At 61.4% G+C, this 19,954-nt stretch carries 20 protein-coding genes and 1 other RNA gene; 16 read left to right on the forward strand and 5 right to left on the reverse strand.

The genetic code is table 11. From position 1 onward, the window contains the following. The first annotated feature begins 18 nt into the window (after positions 1 to 18). Positions 19 to 963, forward strand: a complete 945-nt coding sequence (locus tag ACN9M1_RS02050; protein WP_426396966.1) for a LysR substrate-binding domain-containing protein — start codon at positions 19 to 21, stop codon at positions 961 to 963. A gap of 562 nt (positions 964 to 1,525) precedes the next feature. Here ACN9M1_RS02050 and ACN9M1_RS02055 read toward each other — a convergent pair. Together ACN9M1_RS02055 and ACN9M1_RS02060 are read right to left on the reverse strand one after the other, a co-directional pair. Then, on the reverse strand, positions 1,526 to 2,026 hold the full coding sequence (locus ACN9M1_RS02055) for a hypothetical protein (protein WP_426396967.1): 501 nt from the start codon (positions 2,024 to 2,026) through the stop codon (positions 1,526 to 1,528). Beyond that, a complete protein-coding gene (locus ACN9M1_RS02060; RefSeq protein WP_426396969.1) occupies positions 2,023 to 4,608 on the reverse strand; it encodes a glycoside hydrolase family 19 protein in 2,586 nt (861 codons plus the stop codon). Before ACN9M1_RS02060 ends, ACN9M1_RS02055 begins: the two co-directional genes overlap by 4 nt. A 323-nt stretch (positions 4,609 to 4,931) precedes the next feature. Here ACN9M1_RS02060 and ACN9M1_RS02065 point away from each other — a divergent pair, with 323 nt between their 5' ends. The 5 genes from ACN9M1_RS02065 to ACN9M1_RS02085 all read left to right on the forward strand — a co-directional run bounded on the left by ACN9M1_RS02065 (position 4,932) and on the right by ACN9M1_RS02085 (position 10,056). Further along, the gene (locus tag ACN9M1_RS02065) at positions 4,932 to 6,233 is read left to right on the forward strand and encodes a Glu/Leu/Phe/Val family dehydrogenase (protein ID WP_426396971.1); all 1,302 of its coding nucleotides are present in this window, start codon (positions 4,932 to 4,934) and stop codon (positions 6,231 to 6,233) included. Positions 6,234 to 6,765: 532 nt separating this feature from the next. Further along, complete coding sequence (locus tag ACN9M1_RS02070; RefSeq protein WP_426396973.1) at positions 6,766 to 7,674, forward strand: glutamate/aspartate ABC transporter substrate-binding protein; 909 nt, start codon at positions 6,766 to 6,768, stop codon at positions 7,672 to 7,674. A gap of 220 nt (positions 7,675 to 7,894) precedes the next feature. Next, entirely contained in the window at positions 7,895 to 8,623 is a 729-nt protein-coding gene (locus ACN9M1_RS02075; protein ID WP_426396974.1) for an amino acid ABC transporter permease, read from the forward strand. An 18-nt stretch (positions 8,624 to 8,641) separates the two neighbouring features. Continuing rightward, on the forward strand, positions 8,642 to 9,325 hold the full coding sequence (gene gltK / locus ACN9M1_RS02080; RefSeq protein ID WP_048934005.1) for a glutamate/aspartate ABC transporter permease GltK: 684 nt from the start codon (positions 8,642 to 8,644) through the stop codon (positions 9,323 to 9,325). Beyond that, positions 9,322 to 10,056, forward strand: a complete 735-nt coding sequence (locus ACN9M1_RS02085) for an amino acid ABC transporter ATP-binding protein (protein ID WP_048934006.1) — start codon at positions 9,322 to 9,324, stop codon at positions 10,054 to 10,056. The genes gltK and ACN9M1_RS02085 overlap by 4 nt, the downstream gene beginning before the upstream one ends. A 66-nt stretch (positions 10,057 to 10,122) precedes the next feature. On the opposite strand, the gene ACN9M1_RS02090 is transcribed toward ACN9M1_RS02085, so the two are convergent. Further along, positions 10,123 to 10,953 carry a class II glutamine amidotransferase gene (locus ACN9M1_RS02090; protein WP_426396976.1) on the reverse strand — a complete coding sequence of 277 codons (831 nt, stop codon included), beginning with the start codon at positions 10,951 to 10,953 and terminating at the stop codon, positions 10,123 to 10,125. 195 nt (positions 10,954 to 11,148) lie between these two features. On the opposite strand from ACN9M1_RS02090, the gene ACN9M1_RS02095 reads away from it, so the two are divergent. The 4 genes from ACN9M1_RS02095 (at position 11,149) to rnpB (ending at position 14,682) form a co-directional block, all read left to right on the forward strand. Further along, the gene (locus ACN9M1_RS02095) at positions 11,149 to 12,447 is read left to right on the forward strand and encodes a glycerate kinase type-2 family protein (protein ID WP_426396978.1); all 1,299 of its coding nucleotides are present in this window, start codon (positions 11,149 to 11,151) and stop codon (positions 12,445 to 12,447) included. 32 nt (positions 12,448 to 12,479) lie between these two features. After that, positions 12,480 to 13,514, forward strand: coding sequence for a dihydroorotase (gene pyrC, locus ACN9M1_RS02100; protein WP_426396980.1), 1,035 nt, complete (start codon positions 12,480 to 12,482; stop codon positions 13,512 to 13,514). 13 nt (positions 13,515 to 13,527) lie between these two features. Continuing rightward, entirely contained in the window at positions 13,528 to 14,322 is a 795-nt protein-coding gene (locus ACN9M1_RS02105) for a DUF3025 domain-containing protein (RefSeq protein ID WP_426398911.1), read from the forward strand. Between the two features lie 19 nt (positions 14,323 to 14,341). After that, an RNA gene (gene rnpB, locus ACN9M1_RS02110) (RNase P RNA component class A) lies at positions 14,342 to 14,682 on the forward strand. Between the two features lies 1 nt (position 14,683). On the opposite strand, the gene ACN9M1_RS02115 is transcribed toward rnpB, so the two are convergent. After that, positions 14,684 to 15,130 carry an OsmC family protein gene (locus tag ACN9M1_RS02115; protein ID WP_426396981.1) on the reverse strand — a complete coding sequence of 149 codons (447 nt, stop codon included), beginning with the start codon at positions 15,128 to 15,130 and terminating at the stop codon, positions 14,684 to 14,686. A 621-nt stretch (positions 15,131 to 15,751) separates the two neighbouring features. On the opposite strand from ACN9M1_RS02115, the gene rplM reads away from it, so the two are divergent. The 5 genes from rplM to erpA all read left to right on the forward strand — a co-directional run bounded on the left by rplM (position 15,752) and on the right by erpA (position 18,522). Then, positions 15,752 to 16,180 carry a 50S ribosomal protein L13 gene (gene rplM, locus ACN9M1_RS02120; protein WP_426396983.1) on the forward strand — a complete coding sequence of 143 codons (429 nt, stop codon included), beginning with the start codon at positions 15,752 to 15,754 and terminating at the stop codon, positions 16,178 to 16,180. A 12-nt stretch (positions 16,181 to 16,192) separates the two neighbouring features. Continuing rightward, complete coding sequence (gene rpsI / locus ACN9M1_RS02125; protein ID WP_426396985.1) at positions 16,193 to 16,585, forward strand: 30S ribosomal protein S9; 393 nt, start codon at positions 16,193 to 16,195, stop codon at positions 16,583 to 16,585. A 230-nt stretch (positions 16,586 to 16,815) separates the two neighbouring features. Further along, positions 16,816 to 17,571, forward strand: a complete 756-nt coding sequence (locus ACN9M1_RS02130) for a DUF6776 family protein (RefSeq protein WP_426396987.1) — start codon at positions 16,816 to 16,818, stop codon at positions 17,569 to 17,571. A gap of 43 nt (positions 17,572 to 17,614) precedes the next feature. Beyond that, positions 17,615 to 18,019, forward strand: coding sequence for a bactofilin family protein (locus tag ACN9M1_RS02135; RefSeq protein ID WP_426396989.1), 405 nt, complete (start codon positions 17,615 to 17,617; stop codon positions 18,017 to 18,019). 128 nt (positions 18,020 to 18,147) lie between these two features. Then, the gene (gene erpA / locus ACN9M1_RS02140; protein WP_252676715.1) at positions 18,148 to 18,522 is read left to right on the forward strand and encodes an iron-sulfur cluster insertion protein ErpA; all 375 of its coding nucleotides are present in this window, start codon (positions 18,148 to 18,150) and stop codon (positions 18,520 to 18,522) included. Between the two features lie 66 nt (positions 18,523 to 18,588). Here erpA and ACN9M1_RS02145 read toward each other — a convergent pair whose 3' ends face one another. Next, a complete protein-coding gene (locus ACN9M1_RS02145; RefSeq protein WP_426396991.1) occupies positions 18,589 to 19,743 on the reverse strand; it encodes an anhydro-N-acetylmuramic acid kinase in 1,155 nt (384 codons plus the stop codon). Here ACN9M1_RS02145 and ACN9M1_RS02150 point away from each other — a divergent pair. Beyond that, positions 19,742 to 19,945: a hypothetical protein gene (locus ACN9M1_RS02150; protein ID WP_426396993.1), complete on the forward strand. Its 204-nt coding sequence runs from the start codon at positions 19,742 to 19,744 to the stop codon at positions 19,943 to 19,945. The genes ACN9M1_RS02145 and ACN9M1_RS02150 overlap by 2 nt on opposite strands. Positions 19,946 to 19,954: the final 9 nt, after the last annotated feature.

Here is a 19,954-nt window from a genome sequence, read left to right on the forward strand (position 1 = left end):
TGGGGAAGAGGGAACGCGATGGAACTCAAATGGCTGGAAGACTTCATCAGCCTGGCCGAAACGCGCAGCTTTTCGCGCTCGGCCGAATTGCGGCACGTGACGCAGCCGGCGTTTTCGCGCCGTATCCAATCACTCGAGGCCTGGCTCGGCAATGAGCTGATCGACCGGTCGAGCTATCCCACGCGGCTCACGCCCGCCGGCGAGGTCTTCTACGAACAGGCGCTGGCGATGCTCGCGCAGGTGAGCGAAACGCGCGCGCTGATGCGCGGCCAGCGCCCGGCCAGCGCCTCGACGATCGACTTTGCGGTACCGCATACGCTGTCGCTCACGTTCTTTCCGGGCTGGCTGGCGCAGGTGGAAGAGAAGATCGGCAAGCTGCAGTGCCGCCTGCGCGCGCTGAACGTGCACGATGCGGTGATGACGCTGGTGGAAGGCGGCTGCGATCTCGTGATGGTCTATCACCACGCGCGCCAGATGATCCAGCTCGACCCGACGCGCTACGACATGCTGGTGCTGGGCACGGAGCGGCTGTCGCCGTTTTCCAAGCCCGATGCCAGCGGCCGGCCGATCTACCGGCTGGCATCGGCCGCGCGCAAGCCGATTGCCTACCTCAGCTACACGCCCAACGCCTTTCTGGGGCGCATGGTCGACGTGTTGCTGGAGAACTCGCCGGTGGCGCCGCTGCTCGACAAATGCTACGAGACCGACATGGCCGAGGCGCTCAAGGTGATGGCGCTGGCGGGCCACGGCGTGGCCTTCCTGCCAGAAAGCGCGGTACGCGACGAGGTCGCCGCCGGACGGCTGGTGCGCGCCGAAGGCAAGGGCGGTGGCACCTTATCCATTGAGATGGAAATCCGGCTCTACCGTGAGCACCCGCAGAACGGCGCCCCTGATCGGCGCCACCCACAATCCAAGCGCAAACGGGAGTTGATCGACACGCTGTGGAGCGCGCTGGCGAGTTGAATTGCGTATCACTGGTGCGCTGACGCGGATTCTTTTGCCTACGTGTTTGCTCGAAAAACCATAGCGACAAGGTCGCTATCCTTTTGGTCCGGTATCAGTCGTGTGCCGGAACTGCCTTTCGCTTTTTCGACAGCAAGCGCGAGCGCAAGCCACGGGCAGTAGCCCCCTTCCGCCTCGCCGACTGTTCTCGCCTCGATGGCTGGTACATCGTTGGCGGACCCAACAAGACTTTTGAGGGCGTTCGCCAGCGGCTCTGTCAATCCCGCATCCAGACAGACTCAATGTTTCCATCTGTACGGTGCCCCAGCGCAAAAGGGGGGGGCGAGGCCTCGGGCAGCCGATTCAATATCGCTGCGGGTCGGATGGTGCTGATAAACCAAAAGTGCCGAAGCGCGTGATTCGCAGATGTGCTGCCGAGAAGACCTACCGCTTCTGCTCCCGCCGGTCCTGCTTGCATCCCATCGCTGATCGCACCGCACGGCTGCGCGGGACAAGGTGGAACGAATCACGCGTGGTCGGGTCGAGCCAGTTATCAGACTGCCTCAAAGTTGATGGCCATCAATCAGTCGTCAATTCCATTAATGGGGGGTGTTGTCTTAATTCCTCTAAATGCTCTTGGGCTAATCTTGCTGTATATTCCTGGCTCGCATATTAGGTTTGAAATTATCTTTCCTTTTTTCTTTACGTAGATTCCGCTTATTGAGCTATCGTATAAGACGTAGTCGTAGCCTCCTGATTTGAATTTGAGGTGTGTTGAGTTGACGCTCCCTGCAGATATGTCGCTGATCGAGAATCTTTTTAGGGGTGGGTATGGCTTGTTGGGAAATTCTAGGTCGATTTTGTTTTCTCTGCCAAACCGGTATTGGACATAACCATTGTTCGGTGATATGTTTCCTGATGCGCAGATTGATGCGATATCGTTATTTATTTTGCAACTGAAATATATCTCTTCGTGTTGTTGGCAGAGTGTAATTTCATCGGCATTTGCAAGGGAGGATGATGGGATAAGTGCAAATGGAATGATTGCGTTGAGTGAAAAAACAATGGAGAGGGTGGTTTTCAATTGAAATCTCCGTAGCTGTAAATTTCGTTGAAGTTGTCTACGCGCGCTGCGTAACTGTCTGTGTGCAAGTTGACGATTGCGGTAATTGCATTCACTTGTGCTGGGGTCGCTCCCTTGTCGGCCTCTATGTGAAGATTGTGATCAACCCAAAAAAATGCGGCAGACCTTGCTGCGTACTTTAGTTGAACTAGAAGTTCAGGATTTAGTTCGAAATTAATGATTTCCTGAGGCCATTCATTTTGATGGGCCGAGTGCCATTTTGTGAAGGATTTGTAGTTTGCCCGCCCTGTAAGTTGTTTGAGGCCCCTGCCTCTGAACCGCCATCCGTCCCCGCTGGCGTAGTTACCATTCCCCAGTTCCGCGCGACCTCCATATGCACCGTTAGCGATTGCCTCAAAGTCTGCTTGATTCATTGCTGTGCCGTTGGCTTTGATGGGCCTTACTTGATGGTAGCCATGTGCATGGGCTTGGTCGGGGTGGTTGTGAAAGTATGAGAAGCTCGATATCAATGAACTCGCTTTCCAAACAAAGCCCTCTTCGCGGCTGAGAGAGGGCCCGGTTTCTTGCTTTATCTGGGCAAAAAAATGCATCCGTCTAAGCGGGGTGTCGAGTTTGTAGATTTCAAGATGAGAATTGAGTTCGTTGGCTACCTCCTGTAGTGCATTGCTACTTGCTTGCGGGAAGAGCTTCTGCAGCATGGGCAACGTGAACTGAAAGCCGCCTTTATGGAAATTCCCCGCCAACGCAACCGGATGAATATGGAACACCTCAGGACTGCTTGGAAACGGCTGCCCCACCTTCGCGCTCACCTCGTCCCACCACACAAGCTTCTTGAGCCGCTCAATCTCCGCCTTGTGATACGGCTCCTCGTCAATGCGCTTGAGCACTGTCTCGAAGAAGCTCTCGTACTCGCTCTGGCTGGCCCATTCACTGCGGTGCTTTAGCATCAACCGTGATGCCCGGAAGCGTAGCCACTTGTTGTCCTTAAGGGCACGCAGTTCGTCGGCAGCGCGGGCCTCGTTGCGCATGGGCGATAGCGCGCGGTAGAAGTTGCAGGCCAGTGGCTTGAGATTCCGGATGTCGCCCGTCGCTGGTTTGTCCTCGTTCAGCGCGTAATCCAGATAGCCGTCCACGGTGCGGCACATGGTGGGGTTGCCCCCATCGTCGCCGGTGACGGTTTCGAAGTCGATCCAGGCGTGCGGCGATTCGCGCATGACACCCCCATTGGGTGGCATTTGCCGGTTGCGGACCCAACCGCTGATGTCTTCGTGGCGGCTATTGGCACTGGTCACATACCACCACGGTTGCCCGGGGCCTGGGCCGTTGTCTTTCGGTCCTTTGTGTTCGGCGGGAAATGCATCGAGCGCGGCTTGGTTGTAGATTTGAACGACGGCTGTTTGCGGAGCGTCGGTGCCTTCTTCGTAAACAGGGTTGCCCTGCGTGTCCGCTTTCTTGATTTGGAAGAGCTTGACGCCCTTGTCGATGTGCAGTAGAGGGAGTTTGCTTAGATCGACGATGTCCTTGGCTGCTGCGCGGCTCCTAGCGAGGAAATCGGGCAGATCACTTCCACAGAACACCTCGATATGCACCATCCGGTGCTCCTGCTCAGGAGCATCCGACTGCCAATAGTGGCCCAGGTGCCCAATCAAATCGCCCGCGTTGATGCGGATCGGGGTGGCGGGCACGACCACTTGGTCGCTGAGTGCTGGCGAGATGATGGGTTTCAGCAGCAAGTGTCCCTGTGCCTTGCCAAGGAATACCCAGCCTTTGTCTGCACCTTCGCGGACGTAACTTGCCACCTCGGGCGGCAGGATGGTGCCAGACTCGATAGCCTCGACTTTTCCCCAGAGCCCATTTTTGCGCGTCTCCCCGATGCGCACTTGTGTGCTGCGAGGCAGGATGCCTAGGAGCTCCGCACCTCCCGTTGTGTCGGCGCGGATGTTTAGGCCGATATGTTCGACTGGGGTGGGGATATTTGCCGTGGCTTTGGGCTTGTCCGAGGCGTGCTCAGTGACTTCGTAGGCGCGAGCCCAATAGGCTGGAGGCAGCGCGCCCGTCTGTTCGTACTCGGCAATGCTTTGCAGGTGCATGTACAGGCTAAAGAGGGGCAACCGATTGTCGGCAGGGTATTCGAGTGAATGCCGCACCAATGTGAAGGCGGAGCTGTAATAGCCGGTTTTGGCCGGCTTGTTGCCTTCTTCCGCGATCTGGCTGAGCAGCGCCACGCGGTTCGTGCGATAGGCGACGACTTCGCCTGCGGCGATGGCGCGTACACCACTCTGCAAATCCAGATGCTTGCCCGCACCTTCAGCACTGATATGAATACCACCGTGCCACATGCCCGACCTGCTGACGGCAAAATTGCCGGTGTTCTCCTTGCCCAGCCATTCATAGAAGGCATGTTCGTCTACGAGTGCTTTGCCATCTGCGGCTCGGAAGGGGAAGGCGAACGCTAAAGGCTGGAGGTGGGGAGGCGTTGGGGGATTAGGCGGTGGAGGCATAGCGTTGTCTGAGTGCTGCAAGTTGAAACCAAGTCCAGTGAAACGGCGCTTTAAATCATCGCTGCAACTCCATTCAGACACGCTGTCAAATTATGTTGGTGCTCCATGCCTTGCATCAGCTCCGGTTCCATGCCACCGCTTGCATCAAACAGATGCGACCGAGTTTGGACGCTCAGTGCGCGCGGAGTACCTGTGGACCTGTTCTGATTTGGTGCGTGAAACGCGCGAGGCGTGGTTGCGGTTGCAGATGCTGCAAGCCCATGAAGGTTATGCGCCATATGCATAACCCGATGTAAAAACGGCATTGGATTTCGTTCTGGGCGGTCCCTAAGCTGGCGGGCATTTTGTGGGACCGCAGTTCCCAAACCAGGGGCCTTACCAAGGTTCAAAAGAGGAAGACAACCATGTCCAATGTCGCATCTCCGTCGACACTCCAGCATTCCATCCCGTCCTATCTGCCGGCCGACAACCTCGGTCCGTGGGGCATCTATCTGCAGCAGGTCGACCGGGTCACCCCCTACCTCGGCTCGCTCGCACGCTGGGTTGAAACGCTCAAGCGCCCCAAGCGCGCGCTGATCGTCGACGTGCCCATCCAGATGGATGACGGCCGCATCGCCCACTTCGAGGGCTATCGCGTGCAGCACAACACGTCGCGCGGTCCGGGCAAGGGTGGCGTGCGTTTCCACCAGGACGTGACGCTGTCGGAAGTGATGGCGCTGTCGGCATGGATGTCGGTGAAGAACGCGGCTGTGAACGTGCCGTACGGCGGTGCCAAGGGCGGTATCCGCGTCGACCCGCGCAAGCTGTCTTCCGGCGAACTGGAGCGCCTGACCCGCCGCTACACCAGCGAGATCGGCATCATCATTGGCCCGAACAAGGACATCCCGGCACCGGACGTGAACACCAACGCGCAGATCATGGCGTGGATGATGGACACGTACTCGATGAACGAAGGCGCCACCGCCACGGGCGTGGTGACCGGCAAGCCGATCGCTCTGGGCGGCAGCCTGGGCCGTCGCGAGGCGACGGGCCGCGGCGTGTTCGTGGTCGGCAGCGAGGCTGCGCGCAACCTCGGCATCGACGTCAAGGGCGCACGCGTGGTTGTGCAGGGCTTCGGCAACGTGGGTAGCGTGGCCGCCAAGCTGTTCCATGATGCTGGCGCAAAGATCATCGCCGTGCAGGATCACAAGGGCATCGTGTTCAACGGCAACGGCCTGGATGTCGACGCGCTCATCACGCACGTTGAACACAACGGCAGCGTGGCCGGCTTTGCCGCCGAGACCGTCTCGCAAGACGATTTCTGGGCGCTGGACTGCGAATTCCTGATCCCGGCTGCGCTGGAAGGTCAGATCACCGCCAAGAACGCGCCCCATATCAAGGCAAAGATTGTCGTGGAAGGTGCAAACGGCCCCACGACGCCTGAGGCCGACGACATCCTGCGCGACAAGGGCACGCTGGTGTGCCCGGACGTGATTGCCAACGCCGGCGGCGTGACGGTCAGCTATTTCGAGTGGGTGCAGGATTTCTCGAGCTTCTTCTGGACCGAAGACGAGATCAACCAGCGCCTGGTACGGATCATGCAAGACGCGTTCCGCGCCATCTGGCAGGTGGCTCAGGACAACAAGGTTACTCTGCGTACGGCGGCGTTCATCATCGCCTGCACGCGGATTCTGCAGGCCCGCCAAGAGCGCGGTCTGTACCCCTGATCGGCGACGCGCTGATCAATACCGGTGCGGTGCTCCAACAGGGCGCTGCTTCGGTCTATCGCGTCGCCGCCGATCAGGCGGCCATGCGCGACGGTTGAAGAAAGCCGGTGTTCATGGGGCCAACCATAGCGTCCCGGGACACTGCACCATCAGAAGGGCGGCGGTATCGATGATGTCGTCGCCCTTCTTCTATTCTCCAGTCGGGTTCGTGTAAGCGACAGAGAGCGCACATCGGGCAGACGGTTCTCCCTTTGGTTTTCCTGAGTAGTTAGCAGCCACCCGCTCAAGCGATCGCACTTGCGTGCCGATCGTGCAGAGTCGGTCGGCAACAGGCGGCTGCGTGATGTATCCGGTTTTCCGGAAGGGCGCGACGCAATCTGTCCGATGGCTCGGAACGCAGGGGGCTCGGCAAGGCCCCGCCCAAGGAAAAAACTCCGTTCGATTCAACGATGTAGTGGCAACACCAATACTGCCGCTATAGGTTTTTTGGTACAGTCCCGTCTTTCTCTTTCATGGTCAAAAGGAGACTTTCATGAACCTCGCCAAGCTGGCAACTGTGCTTGCTGCCGTTGGTGTCGCTGTGGGTACATTCGGCGGCGCTGCGCACGCAGAAGAGCTGACTGGTACGCTGAAGAAGATCAAAGACACCGGCACCATCACGCTGGGCGTACGCGATTCGTCGATTCCGTTCAGCTACAACGTCGGCGGTGTCCGCACGATCGGCTATTCGTACGACGTTGCCACGAAGATCGCTGAGGACGTGAAGAAGCAACTCGGCCTGAAAGATCTGAAGATCAACGAAATTCCGGTCACCTCGCAGAACCGCATCACGCTGCTGCAGAACGGCACCATCGATCTGGAGTGCGGCTCGACCACGAACAACCTCGAGCGCCAGAAGCAGGCTGCCTTCACGAACACCATCTTCATCATCGGCACGCGCATCATGGTGAAGAAGGATTCGGGCATCAAGGATTGGGCTGACCTGAAGGGCAAGAACGTTGTGACCACCGCCGGCACGACGTCCGAACGCCTGCTGCGCAAGATGAACGACGAAAAGCAGCTGGGCATGAACATCATCAGCACGAAGGACCACGGTCAGTCGTTCCTGACGCTGGAGTCGGGCCGCGCTGTTGCCTTCATGATGGACGACGCCCTGCTGTACGGCGAGCGTGCCAAGGCCAAGAACCCGGCTGACTGGGTGGTCGTGGCCAAGCCGCAATCGCGCGAAGCCTACGGTTGCATGGTCCGCAAGGATGACAAGCCGTTCAAGGCCCTGGCCGACAAGACCATCGCCGGCATGATGAAGGACGGCACGATCAACGCCGAGTACAAGAAGTGGTTTGAGACCCCGGTTCCGCCCAAGGGCGTGAACATGGAGTTCCCGCTGTCGGACGACATGAAGGCGCTGATCAAGAACCCGAACGACAAGGCTCTTGACTGATCGGCTCCCTCAACGGGCCTGAAAGAAGCGTCATCGAAACGGAAGGCAAAGACCGGTCAACAGGTCATCCCCTTCCGTTTCTTTTTAGGAGTCTGTTCCCGTCCGTAGCGATTGGTCCGACGTTGGCCTGGGAAGCATCGCCGCACACCGCGTGTGGCGCGCATCGCAAGCCAAGATCAGGACGCGCAGCAGGAGGGGGCAGGCGCAGAGGGGAACCATCATGAATTACCACTGGAACTGGGGCGTCTTCTTTACGGAAGCCGCCCAGAATCAGACCTATCTCGACTGGCTGCTGTCAGGCTTGAAGACCACCGTTGTGCTCGGTCTCTCCGCCTGGATCATCGCGCTGGTCATCGGCTCCGTGCTCGGCGTGCTCCGCACCGTGCCGAACAAGTGGCTGTCGGGCTTTGCCGCGGCGTATGTGGAACTGTTCCGCAACATTCCGCTGATCGTGCAGCTCTTCATCTGGTACTTCGTCATGCCTGAACTCGTGCCGGGCGGCGACTACATCAAGCAGATGAACCCAGCTACGGCGATGTTCCTGAGCGCGATGCTGTGCCTCGGTACCTTTACCGCGGCGCGTGTGTGCGAACAGGTGCGCTCGGGTATCAACTCGCTGCCGCGCGGCCAACGCAACGCCGGTCTGGCGATGGGCTTCACGCTGGCACAGACGTATCGTCATGTGATGCTGCCGATGGCGTTCCGCATCATCGTGCCGCCGCTCACTTCCGAGTTTCTGAACATCTTCAAGAACTCCGCCGTGGCATCGACCATCGGTTTGCTCGAGCTTGCCGCACAAGGCCGCCAACTGGTGGACTACACCGCGCAGCCGTACGAGTCGTTCATCGCCGTGACGCTGATGTACATGCTGATCAACCTGACTGTCATGGGCCTGATGCGCTGGGTGGAAGCACGTTCCCGGCTGCCTGGCTTCATCGGCGGCAAGTAATCGAGGCGAGGACACTTCATGGCTTATCACTTCGATTTCTCATCCGTCAACGCCGACAACATGCGCGTGCTCGGCGAGGGGATGCTCCTCTCGCTGGAGATCACGGGCACGGCCATTCTGGTCGGCATCGTCTGGGGCACACTGCTGGCGATGATGCGCCTGTCGGGCATCAAGCCGCTGCAGTGGTTCGGGCAGGCGTACGTGAACCTCTTCCGCTCCATCCCGCTGGTGATGGTGCTGCTGTGGTTCTTCCTGATCGTGCCGCAGGTGCTGCAGAAGATCTTCAACCTGTCGCCGGCCACCGACATGCGCATGACGTCCGCGCTGGTCGCCTTCGCACTGTTCGAGGCGGCGTACTACTCGGAAATCATCCGCGCCGGTATCCAGAGCGTGTCGCGCGGGCAGATGTTCGCGGCCTATGCGATGGGCATGACGTACGGCCAGGCCATGCGCCTGGTGATCCTGCCGCAGGCGTTCCGCAACATGATTCCGCTGCTGCTCACCCAAGCGATTGTCCTGTTCCAGGATACGTCGCTGGTGTATGTGAGCGCGCTGTCGGACTTCTTTACGCAGGCATACAACATCGGTGAGCGCGACGGCCGTATCGTCGAACTGCTGCTGTTTGCCGGCTTGTGCTATTTCGTGATCTGCTTCGGCGCCTCCGTGCTGGTGAAGCGACTTCAGAAGAAGGTGACCCAATGATCGAGATCAAGAACGTTTCCAAGTGGTATGGCGCCTTCCAGGTGCTGACCGATTGCACCACCAGCGTGAAGAAGAGCGAGGTGGTGGTGGTGTGCGGCCCGTCGGGTTCGGGCAAGTCCACGCTGATCAAGACCGTCAACGCGCTGGAGCCGTTCCAGAAGGGCGAGATCCTGGTCGACGGTACCTCGGTGGGCGCCAAGGGCACCAACCTGCCGAAGCTGCGTTCGCGCGTGGGCATGGTGTTCCAGAACTTCGAGCTGTTCCCGCATCTGTCGATTACCGAAAACCTGACGATCGCGCAGCAGAAGGTGCTGGGCCGTTCGAAGGAAGAGGCGATGGCCAAGGGCCTGAAGTACCTGGATCGCGTGGGCCTGAAGGCGCATGCGGCCAAGTACCCGGGCCAGTTGTCGGGCGGTCAGCAGCAGCGCGTGGCCATCGCCCGTGCGCTGTCGATGGACCCGATCTGCATGCTGTTCGACGAGCCGACTTCCGCGCTGGACCCGGAAATGGTCAACGAAGTGCTCGACGTGATGGTGGAACTGGCCAAGGAAGGCATGACCATGATGTGCGTGACCCACGAAATGGGTTTCGCGCGCAAGGTCGCCAACCGCGTGATCTTCATGGACCAAGGTCGCATTGTTGAAGACTGCGAGAAGGAAGAGTTCTTCGGCAACATTGACGCCCGCTCGGACCGCGCCAAGCAGTTCCTGTCGAAGATCCTCTCGCATTAAGCGAAGGTCTCAGGCAACGAAAAAACCGCTCCTTCGGGAGCGGTTTTTTATTGGGCGACGATCGCGTCAGGTGCAGGCCGTGTTGGCGGCGTTGGCAATCTGTACCGCTTCCGGAATCGGCACTTTGGTCGCCATGGTGGCCTGGCCCGATTCGAACATCAGCAACTCGCCCGGCACGAACTGGGTCCAGACCTCGTTGTCGGTGAGCGGCGCGGTGGCGATCACGGCCACGCGGTCGGCGGGCGTTGTGTACTTGGCGAAGTCGATCGTCATGTCGGCGTCGATCAAATGCGCCGTCGAGAAGGGCCACTGCCGCACGATGTAATACAGCCGCGTCGAGCAATGCGCAAACTGCGCCTGCCCGTTGCACAGCAGGAAGTTGAACACGCCGTAGCGCGTGATTTCCTTGGTGATATCGGACAGCGCGTAGAACAGCTCGTTGAGCGGCGGTTGGGAGCCCGGAAACCGTTTGCGCAACGACTGCATGATGTAGCAGAAGGCGAGCTCGCTGTCGGTGTCGCCCACGGGCTGGTAGACGCCCGAGAGGAACGGCGAAAAGTTCTTCAGATCGCCGTTGTGCGCAAAGATCCAGTGCCGCCCCCACAGCTCCCGCATGAACGGGTGGCAGTTTTCCAGCCGCACCGTGCCCTGCGTCGCCTTGCGGATGTGCGAGATGACGTTCTTCGACTTGATCGGGTAGCGCTTGACCAGTTCGGCCACCGGCGAGGTGCCGGCCGACTGGTTGTCGATGAAGAGGCGGCAGGCCTTGTCTTCGAAGAAGGCGACGCCAAAGCCGTCGGCATGGTGGTCGGTCACGCCACCGCGCGCGGCGAACCCGGTGAACGAGAACGTCACATCGGTTGGTTCGGCGCAGTTCATGCCCAGCAGCTGGCACATGGTGGGGGAAAAAGTCGGATGCAATAAAATAGTCATTATCCTGCCGGGCGCGGGGGGTGCCAAGCGACTTGGCGTTCGCGGCGCCGGCTGAGCCGCCTGCCGTTGCGCTCAAGCCGCATCCCGCCAGAATTGCCACCAAACGTAGCATCCTCGTTTGCCTAACTCCCGCCCAACCTCGCCCAACTGGACGTCCCCATGAAGCTTGATCGCGCCGCCGCCCGAGCCCTTTTGCTGGAGAGCTACGCTGCGGCCGTGAGCGCGGCTGACCCGCTAAAGATCGTCGCCGGCTTTCTGCCGCCGCCGCATGCCGGGGGCAAGACGCTGGTGGTCGGCGCCGGCAAGGCGGCTGCGTCGATGGCGCTGGCGGTCGAGCAGGCCTATGCCGGCCGCGCGCAGATCGAAGGGGTGGTCGTCACGCGCTACGCCCATGGCCTGCCGACCGCGCACATCCGCGTGATCGAAGCCGGCCACCCCGTGCCCGATGAAGCCGGTGAACAGGCTGCGCAGGAAATCCTGGAGCGCGTCTCGGCCCTCACTGAGAAGGATCACCTCATCGTGCTGGTCTCGGGCGGCGGTTCGAGCTTGCTGTCGCTGCCCGCTGAGGACATCCCGATGGCGGATCTGAAGGCGGTGACGCGCGAGCTGTTGCGTTGCGGCGCGCCGATCACCGACATGAACATCGTGCGCAAGCATTTGTCGCGTATTCAGGGCGGGCGTCTGGCTGCCGCATCGCGCGCGCCAGTGACGACGCTGATCGTCTCCGACGTGGCCGGCGATGACCCCAGTGCCATCGCCAGCGGCCCGACCGTGCCCGATGCGAGCACCTATGCCGATGCGCTATCCATCCTCAAACGCTGGGGCGCGCAGATGCCGGATACCGTGCGCATCCACCTTGAGCGCGGCGCACGTGGGGAGATTGCCGAAACGCCCAAGCCCGGCGACGCCTGCTTCACGCGCGTCGCCAATCACGTTATCGCCACGGCGCAGCAAAGCCTGCGGGCCGGCGCACACGTGTTCGCGGCGCGCGGCATCCACACCGCCATCCTCGGCGACACTGTCACCGGCGAGGCGCGCGAGGTCGCCCAGGTGTATGGCGCGTTGGCGCGGCAAATTCGCCAGCACGGCACGCCGTTCACCACGCCGGTCGCGCTCATCTCCGGCGGCGAATGTACGGTAACGATCCCGCCAGGCCTGACCGGCGGCCGCGGCGGGCGTTGCGCGGAATTCCTGCTCTCGCTCGGCGTCACCCTCGAAGACATGGACAACGTCTACGCGCTCGCCGCCGATACAGACGGCATCGACGGATCGGAGGACAATGCGGGCGCGCTGCTCGATCCCGCGTCCGTCGCCCGCGCTGCCGCCAAGGGCGTCGCCGCCCGCGCCGCGTTGGACGCACACGATGCCTACGGTTTCTTCGCCGCCGCTGATGACCTGATCGTCACCGGCCCGACGCGCACCAACGTCAACGATTACCGCGTCATCCTCATTCTTTGAATCTGCATTCCGCATCTGAAGGCTGCAACACCATGACCGACACCCTCACAATCGTCCGCCCCGATGACTGGCACCTGCACCTGCGCGATGGCGATGCGCTCGCCGACGTGGTGGGCGACACCGCGCGCCAGTTCGGCCGGGCGATCATCATGCCGAACCTCAAGCCGCCGGTGACGACCACCGCGCAGGCACGCGCCTACCGCGATCGCATCCTCGCCGCGCTGCCGGCTGGCACGCAGTTCGAGCCGCTGATGACGCTGTACCTGACCGACAACACGTCGCCTGAGGTGATCCGCGAGGCGAAGGCCAGCGGTTTCATCCACGGGGTGAAGCTGTATCCGGCCGGCGCCACCACCAACAGCGATGCCGGCGTCACGGACCTGCGCCGCTGCGCCAAGACGCTCGAAGCGATGCAGGAAGTCGGCATGCCGCTGCTCGTGCACGGCGAAGTGACGGACCCGACCGTCGACATCTTCGACCGCGAAGCCGTCTTCATCGACACCGTGATGCTGCCCCTGCGCCGCGATTTCCCCGCGCTGAAGGTCGTGTTCGAGCACATCACCACCAAGCACGCCGCCGAATACGTGCGCGATGCGGAAGGGCCCGTCGGCGCGACCATCACCGCGCATCACCTGCTGTACAACCGCAACGCGCTTTTTGTTGGCGGCATCCGCCCGCACTACTACTGCCTGCCCGTGCTCAAGCGCGAGACGCACCGCCTGGCGCTGGTGGCCGCGGCCACCTCGGGCCACCCGCGCTTCTTCCTCGGCACCGACAGCGCGCCGCATGCCAAGGGCGTAAAGGAACACGCCTGCGGTTGCGCCGGCTGCTACACCGCGCTGCACGCCATGGAGCTGTACGCCGAGGCGTTTGAAGACGCCAACGCACTCGACAAGCTCGAAGGCTTTGCCAGCCTGCACGGCCCGGACTTCTACGGCCTGCCGCGCAACGCCGGCACGCTCACGCTCACGCGCTCGCAATGGCAGTTGCCGGCGGAAGTGCCGTTCGGCGAGCAAACGCTCGTGCCGCTGCGTGGCGGCGAAATGCTGCGCTGGAAATCTGTCTGAGCGGTCTGAATTGCTGGCTGAAGCTCTCGGTGCGATCGACTGGACGCATCCAGCGTTCGCACCGCTTGCCCAGGTCGGTGCCCCCATCGCAGACGCGATTGCGGTCGGCGCCGACCTCCGGGATGCACTGAACGCCCATCCCGCAGCACGGGCGATCTGCGCATCCGGCGGTCATGCCTTGCGCTTCGTCCCGCAAAGCGCGTTGCCTACCGGCACGGCCTACGAAGCGCACATCGCCGCAACCGGCGAAGTCCCCACGCGCGACAACCTCCACGATTTCTTCAACGCCTTGATCTGGCTGCACTGGCCCCGCGCCAAGGCGGCGCTCAATGCGCGTCAGGCGCGGGCCATCACGCAGGAGGGAATCGGCGCGGCCCGCGGCACCGTCCGCGATGCCGCCACGCTGTTCGACGAGAATGCGCTCATCTTCCTGCACACCGACGACGCGCCCGAACGCTGCCTGACGGGTTTCGATTGGCGGGGTTTGTTTGCCGAGGGCAGGGCAGCATGGGGTGCGTCCTGCATCGTTCTGCCATTCGGCCATGCCTTGCTGGAAAAGCTGGTCGCGCCGTACAAGTCGATCACTGCGCATGCGTGGCCGATGCGCGTGGCTGCACTGTCGGCGGATCGCGCATCGCTCGATGCTGTTCTCGCGGACACGCTATTCACTACCGAACTGACGCCCCGCGATTTCCGCCCGCTGCCCGTCATGGGCATCCCCGGTTGGTGCGATGCCAATGAAGATGTCGGCTTTTATCTAGATACGACCGTCTTTCGCCCCGGACGGCGGCGAGTGGTACCTGATTAGTGCTAGACTCGCGCCTCGCGAAGCGGACCAGACAACCGCTGCTTGTGCCGCCTCGGCGAGCACAAGGGGAGGAAAGTCCGGACTCCATAGAGCAGGGTGATGGCTAACGACCATCCACGGTGACGTGCGGAATAGGGCCACAGAGACGAGTCTTCGCCCCGGCTTCGGTCAGGGCGAAGGGTGAAACGCGGTAACCTCCACCCGGAGCAATCCCAAGTAAGCAGGCGATGAAGCGGCTCGCTGAGTCTGCGGGTAGGGAGCTTGAGCCGGCTGGCAACAGCCGGTCTAGAGGAATGGTTGTCACGCCGCTGGTTTCGGCCATGCGGCGCACAGAATCCGGCTTATCGGTTCGCTTCGCTTCTTATTCCGATGCCGTTGGCTGTGTGGCCAAGTCCACCAGTTCCAGCGAGTGCGTGATCTCGGCCGTCTTGGCCAGCATGATCGACGCCGAGCAGTACTTCTCGTGCGATAACTGCACCGCACGTTCCACCGTTTCCCGCTTCAGGTTGCGCCCTGTCACCGTAAAGGTGAAATGGATGCGCGTGAAGACCTTCGGGTCGGTCTCGGCGCGCTCAGCATGCAGCTTGACGCTGCAACCCTGCACGTCCTGGCGTCCGCGCTTGAGGATCAGCACCACGTCATAGGCGGTGCAGCCGCCGGTGCCCAGCAGCACCATTTCCATCGGGCGCGGCGCAAGGTTGCGGCCACCGCCATCCGGTGCGCCATCCATGGTGACGAGATGGCCACTTCCGGTTTCCGCCAAAAAGGCCATGCCGTCCGGCCCGGTCCAGGTGACTGTGCAATCCATGTCCAATCCTTGAGCAGAAGTCGGCCAGCGCCGACGAAAAGCCACATTGTAGCGACCCACGCAGAACCCGGCTGCGCGCCCTAGGGTGATCTCGTGTTGACACGGACATTCATGTGGAAAGGTGCAACCCGCCTTCTTTGCACCGAAATTGGGCTGGGATTCGAAGAAAGTCTCTAGCGGGCAACATCATCCACGAGGCTGAATTTCACTAACTCATTGATTATTAAAAGATCACTTGGGCCAGGTGTGCGCCTGCGTGCTTTCCGCATTACGAAATGCGATTTCGTAGTGCAAATTTCCTTGCGCCTGCCCCAGAAATGGGTATAATTTGCACCATTGGATCGGCTGATGCGGTGCAACCCACCAAGTCAACGATCAGCAGGTGTCTCCTCCACCCTCCTCCTTTGGTGGATTCAAACCCAAGCTCAATAGCTTGGGTTTTTTTTCGTCCCTACAGTCGCGGCGCACCTTTTTCCTTGTGTCAAGGGCTGCTTGCGGGGTATAATTGAAATCTTTTCCGGATTGCCCGCGGAAAAACAGGCAGCAAAAGACGATCCGTTCGTGAGCAGTCAACGCGCGATACGGGTCCACTCGGGCACTGACTCAAATTTTGGAAAAATCATGAAGACCTTTTCCGCAAAGCCGCATGAGGTGAAGCGCGATTGGTTCGTGATTGACGCGACGGACAAAGTCCTCGGGCGTGTCGCCAGCGAAGTGGCACACCGACTGCGCGGCAAGCACAAGCCCGAATTCACTCCGCACGTCGACACGGGCGATTTCATCATCGTCATCAACGCAGCCAAGCTGCGCGTGACGGGCGCCAAGACGACCGACAAGAAGTACTATCGCCACTCGGGCTACCCGGGCGGTATCTACGAAACGACGTTTGGCAAGATGCAGCAGCGTTTCCCGGGCCGCGCCCTGGAAAAGGCTGTGAAGGGCATGCTGCCGAAGGGTCCGCTGGGCTACGCGATGATCAAGAAGCTGAAGGTTTACGCCGAAGGCACGCATCCGCACGAAGCACAGCAGCCGAAAGCGCTGGAAATCTAAGGGGCCACATCCATGATCGGTAACTGGAACTATGGCACCGGCCGCCGCAAGAGCGCTGTGGCACGTGTCTTCATCAAGTCCGGCAAGGGCGACATCATTGTGAACGGCAAGGTCATCAACGAGTACTTCGCTCGTGAAACCTCGCTGATGATCGTGCGTCAGCCGCTGGAGCTGACCAACCACGCAGCTACGTTCGACATCAAAGTCAACGTGGTCGGCGGCGGTGAAACCGGCCAAGCCGGTGCCGTGCGTCACGGCATCACCCGCGCCCTGATCGACTACGATGCAACGCTGAAGCCGACCCTGTCGAAGGCAGGTCTGGTGACGCGCGATGCACGTGAAGTCGAGCGTAAGAAGGTTGGTCTGCGTAAGGCCCGCCGCGCCAAGCAGTTCTCGAAGCGTTAATCCGCTTCCTGCTGCTTCAGCAAGAAACCACACCCTTGGGTGTGGTTTTTTGTTTTGAGCGCGCCAATCAAACAGCGTGATCATTTCGGCGCCTCGCTTACCCTTTGCAACAGCTCCGACATGTCGGTGGGACTACAATTCACATTTCGTTAGCGTTTGGTCCTTATGATGCAATCCGCTGTTTCGCCTAATCCGATTCTGATTCGCAACGCGGATCAGGAGGCGAGCGTATGAAGGCGCGTCGCTTATTGCGTCGCGCTTCCGTGCTCGCCCCAAACGTCACCGTACGCTCGCGATTGCCATGGCCGGTGACGATTCTGCTGATTGCGGTGGTACTGGGGATCGCCGCAGCGGCGGCGCTGTGGGCCTTCGAAGAAGGGCGCCGCCTGACGGGGCCGCACGACAGCGACCTGCGCGCGATGAATCGCGAGTTGACCGCCAAGCTGGCTGCCGTGCAGGCCGAGCGCGACAAGCTCGCCGCGTCCGCCGGCACCGTGGATGCCCGCCTGGGCATGGCTGAAGGCGCGCAGGCGCAGATGGCCGAGCAACTCAAGGCACTGGAAACCGAGAACGCGCAGTTGAAGGAGGATCTGGCCTTCTTCGACAGTCTGTTGCCCGCGCCCACCAATTCCGCTGGGATCTACGTGCGCAGTTTCCGCATCGCGCCGGACGAGGCGCAGCCGACGCACCTGCGCTTCCGCGTGTTGCTCATGCAAGGCGGCGGCAAGGCGTTCGCGCCGGTCTCCGAGTTCGAGGGGCAACTGGCCCTCACGCTGAACGTGGTGCAGGGGGGCAAACCTGCTACGATCGATTTCCCGGGGTCGGCGGCCGGCGGGGCGGCTGCCACAGCCACCCGTGTCAAGCTCACGCACTATCAGCGTCTGGAAGGTGCTGTGGATGTGCCGGCAGGCACAACGGTGAAGTCGGTGATGGTGAAGGTGTTGCAGAACGGCAAGATCAAGGCGAGCCAGAGTTTTTCTATCTGACGGGCGTAGTCCTGTCGATGATCCGTACATAGAGGAGTCGACGATGCTGTTTGGCAAAAAGAAAGGGCTGGCGATCGAAACGCTGCTGGGGGCCAGCACCAAGCTGGAGGGGGATCTGCGCTTCTCCGGCGGTTTGCGGATCGACGGCGAGATCAAGGGCAACATTTATGGTGATCCCGACAAGCCCAGCATGCTGGTGATTACCGACAGTGCACGCGTCGAAGGCGAAGTGCATGTTGGGCACCTGATCCTGAACGGCACGGTGGTCGGTCCGGTGCATGTGGCCGAGCTGCTGGAGTTGCAGCCGAAGGCGCGTATCGAGGGCAACGTCCAATACGCCGCGCTGGAAATGCACCAAGGCGCCGTCGTCATGGGCACGCTGACGCACGCCGCACCCGGCGATGTGAAGTTGCTGCCCAATCTGAAGCTGGCATCGAACCAGGACTGATCACACCGTGTGCCGGCCGTTGCTGGCGCACCGCACAATGCCCACTTGAAATGCGGGGCTTCGGCACGATTTGCAGCTTGCGCTTAAAATACAGGCAAGTTTCAGACGCATCCCACAGGAGATTTTTCATGAACGCAGTCGCGCAGGCAGCCACGCCCGATGTGAACGAGGTTCCGGCTCCGCTGGTCTTTACCGACAGCGCTGCGGACAAGGTCAAGCAACTGATTGAAGAGGAAGGCAACCCGGCGTTGAAGCTGCGCGTGTTTGTGCAGGGCGGCGGGTGCTCGGGCTTCCAGTACGGTTTCACCTTTGACGAAGAGACCAACGAAGACGATACGACCATGACCAAGAATGGCGTGTCGCTGTTGATCGACTCGATGAGCTACCAATACCTGGTGGGCGCCGAGATCGACTACAAGGAAGACATCAACGGCGCGCAGTTCGTCATCAAGAACCCGAATGCTTCGACCACTTGCGGTTGCGGCTCGTCGTTCTCGGTCTGACGCGGCATCGCTGCCAAAGAAAAAGCGCACTTCGGTGCGCTTTTTTGTTGCCTGCTGATCCGACACTCAAGCCGGATAGATCGCGCCGAGGATGCGGCCGCCAGAGGCGCCGGTCGCGGTATGCAGATTGCCGTGGGCGCGGCGCACGCACTGCCGTGCGAGCCAAGCAAAGGCCAGCGCCTCGACCTGATGCGCGGGCACACCGAAATCGTCGGTCGGGGCGACTTGCACGCCGGGCAGTTGCTGCGCGATACGCGCCATCAGCGCGCCGTTGCGTGCGCCGCCGCCGCAGACCAGCAGCGACGCCGCCTGCGGCGCATGCGCGCGCACGGTATCGGCGATGGTGTCGGCGGTGAGCGCGAGCAGCGTGGCCTGTACGTCTTCGGGGCGGGCGGTATTCAGCGCATCGCCGAGCGTCCGTTGCAGCCACGCCGGATTGAACAGATCGCGGCCGGTGCTCTTGGGCGGCGGCGCGGCGAAGAACGGTTCGGCCTTCAGGCGTGAGAGCTGCGTCGCGTCGATGTGGCCGGTGCGGGCCCAGGCGCCATCGACGTCATAACGGGTGCCTTGGTGCGTGTGGACCCAGTGGTCCATCAACGCGTTGCCGGGGCCGCTATCAAAGCCGAGCACGGCGTCGCGCGCGTCCGTTGCCTGCGGGGGCAGCACGGTCAGGTTGGCGATGCCGCCGATATTGCAGACCACGCGCCACGCGTCGGGCAGGCCGAACAGCGCGCGGTGCAGCGCCGGCACGAGCGGCGCGCCCTGGCCGCCGGCGGCGATGTCGCGGCTGCGGAAATCGGCGATGACGTCGATGCCGGCGCGCTCGGCCAGCACCGCGGCGTGCTGCGTCTGGCGCGTGTAACCAACGCCATCGTGCGCGCCGGGCTGATGGCGGATCGTCTGTCCATGCGCGCCAATGGCCCGCACATCATGCGGGGTCAGGCCGGTGGCGGCGAGCAGCTTGGCGACGCATTCTGCGTAGACTGCGGCCAGCGCATTGGCGGCCAACGCTTCGCGGTGAATCTCGTCGTGGCCGGCGTGCTGCAGGTCCAGAAAGCGCTCGCGCAATTCAGGCGAGAAGGGCACGTACGCGTCGGCCAGCACGGCCGGGTGCTCGCCGGAAAAGTCCGCCAGCACGCCATCGACGCCGTCCAGGCTGGTGCCGGACATCAGGCCGATGTAGCGATCGCTGCGGACAGGGGTGTCGTTGGGATGCTTCATGCGCGACAGCTTACCAGCGCATACCCGTGCAATGCGCGGGCCGGATGGGCACATCACGGTAAAATCACGGGATTGCGCAGCCGGCCCGTTGGATTCGATGTCGGCCATCGCGCACGCACCGGTTTCCCTGATTGTTGATCCGTTCGCGCCGCTTTCCATTCTGCGGCGCGGTGACCTTTCTTTTTGCCATGACCGCACCTGACGCTTCCGC

The organism is Ralstonia sp. R-29, assembly GCF_049913345.1.
GTDB lineage: Bacteria > Pseudomonadota > Gammaproteobacteria > Burkholderiales > Burkholderiaceae > Ralstonia.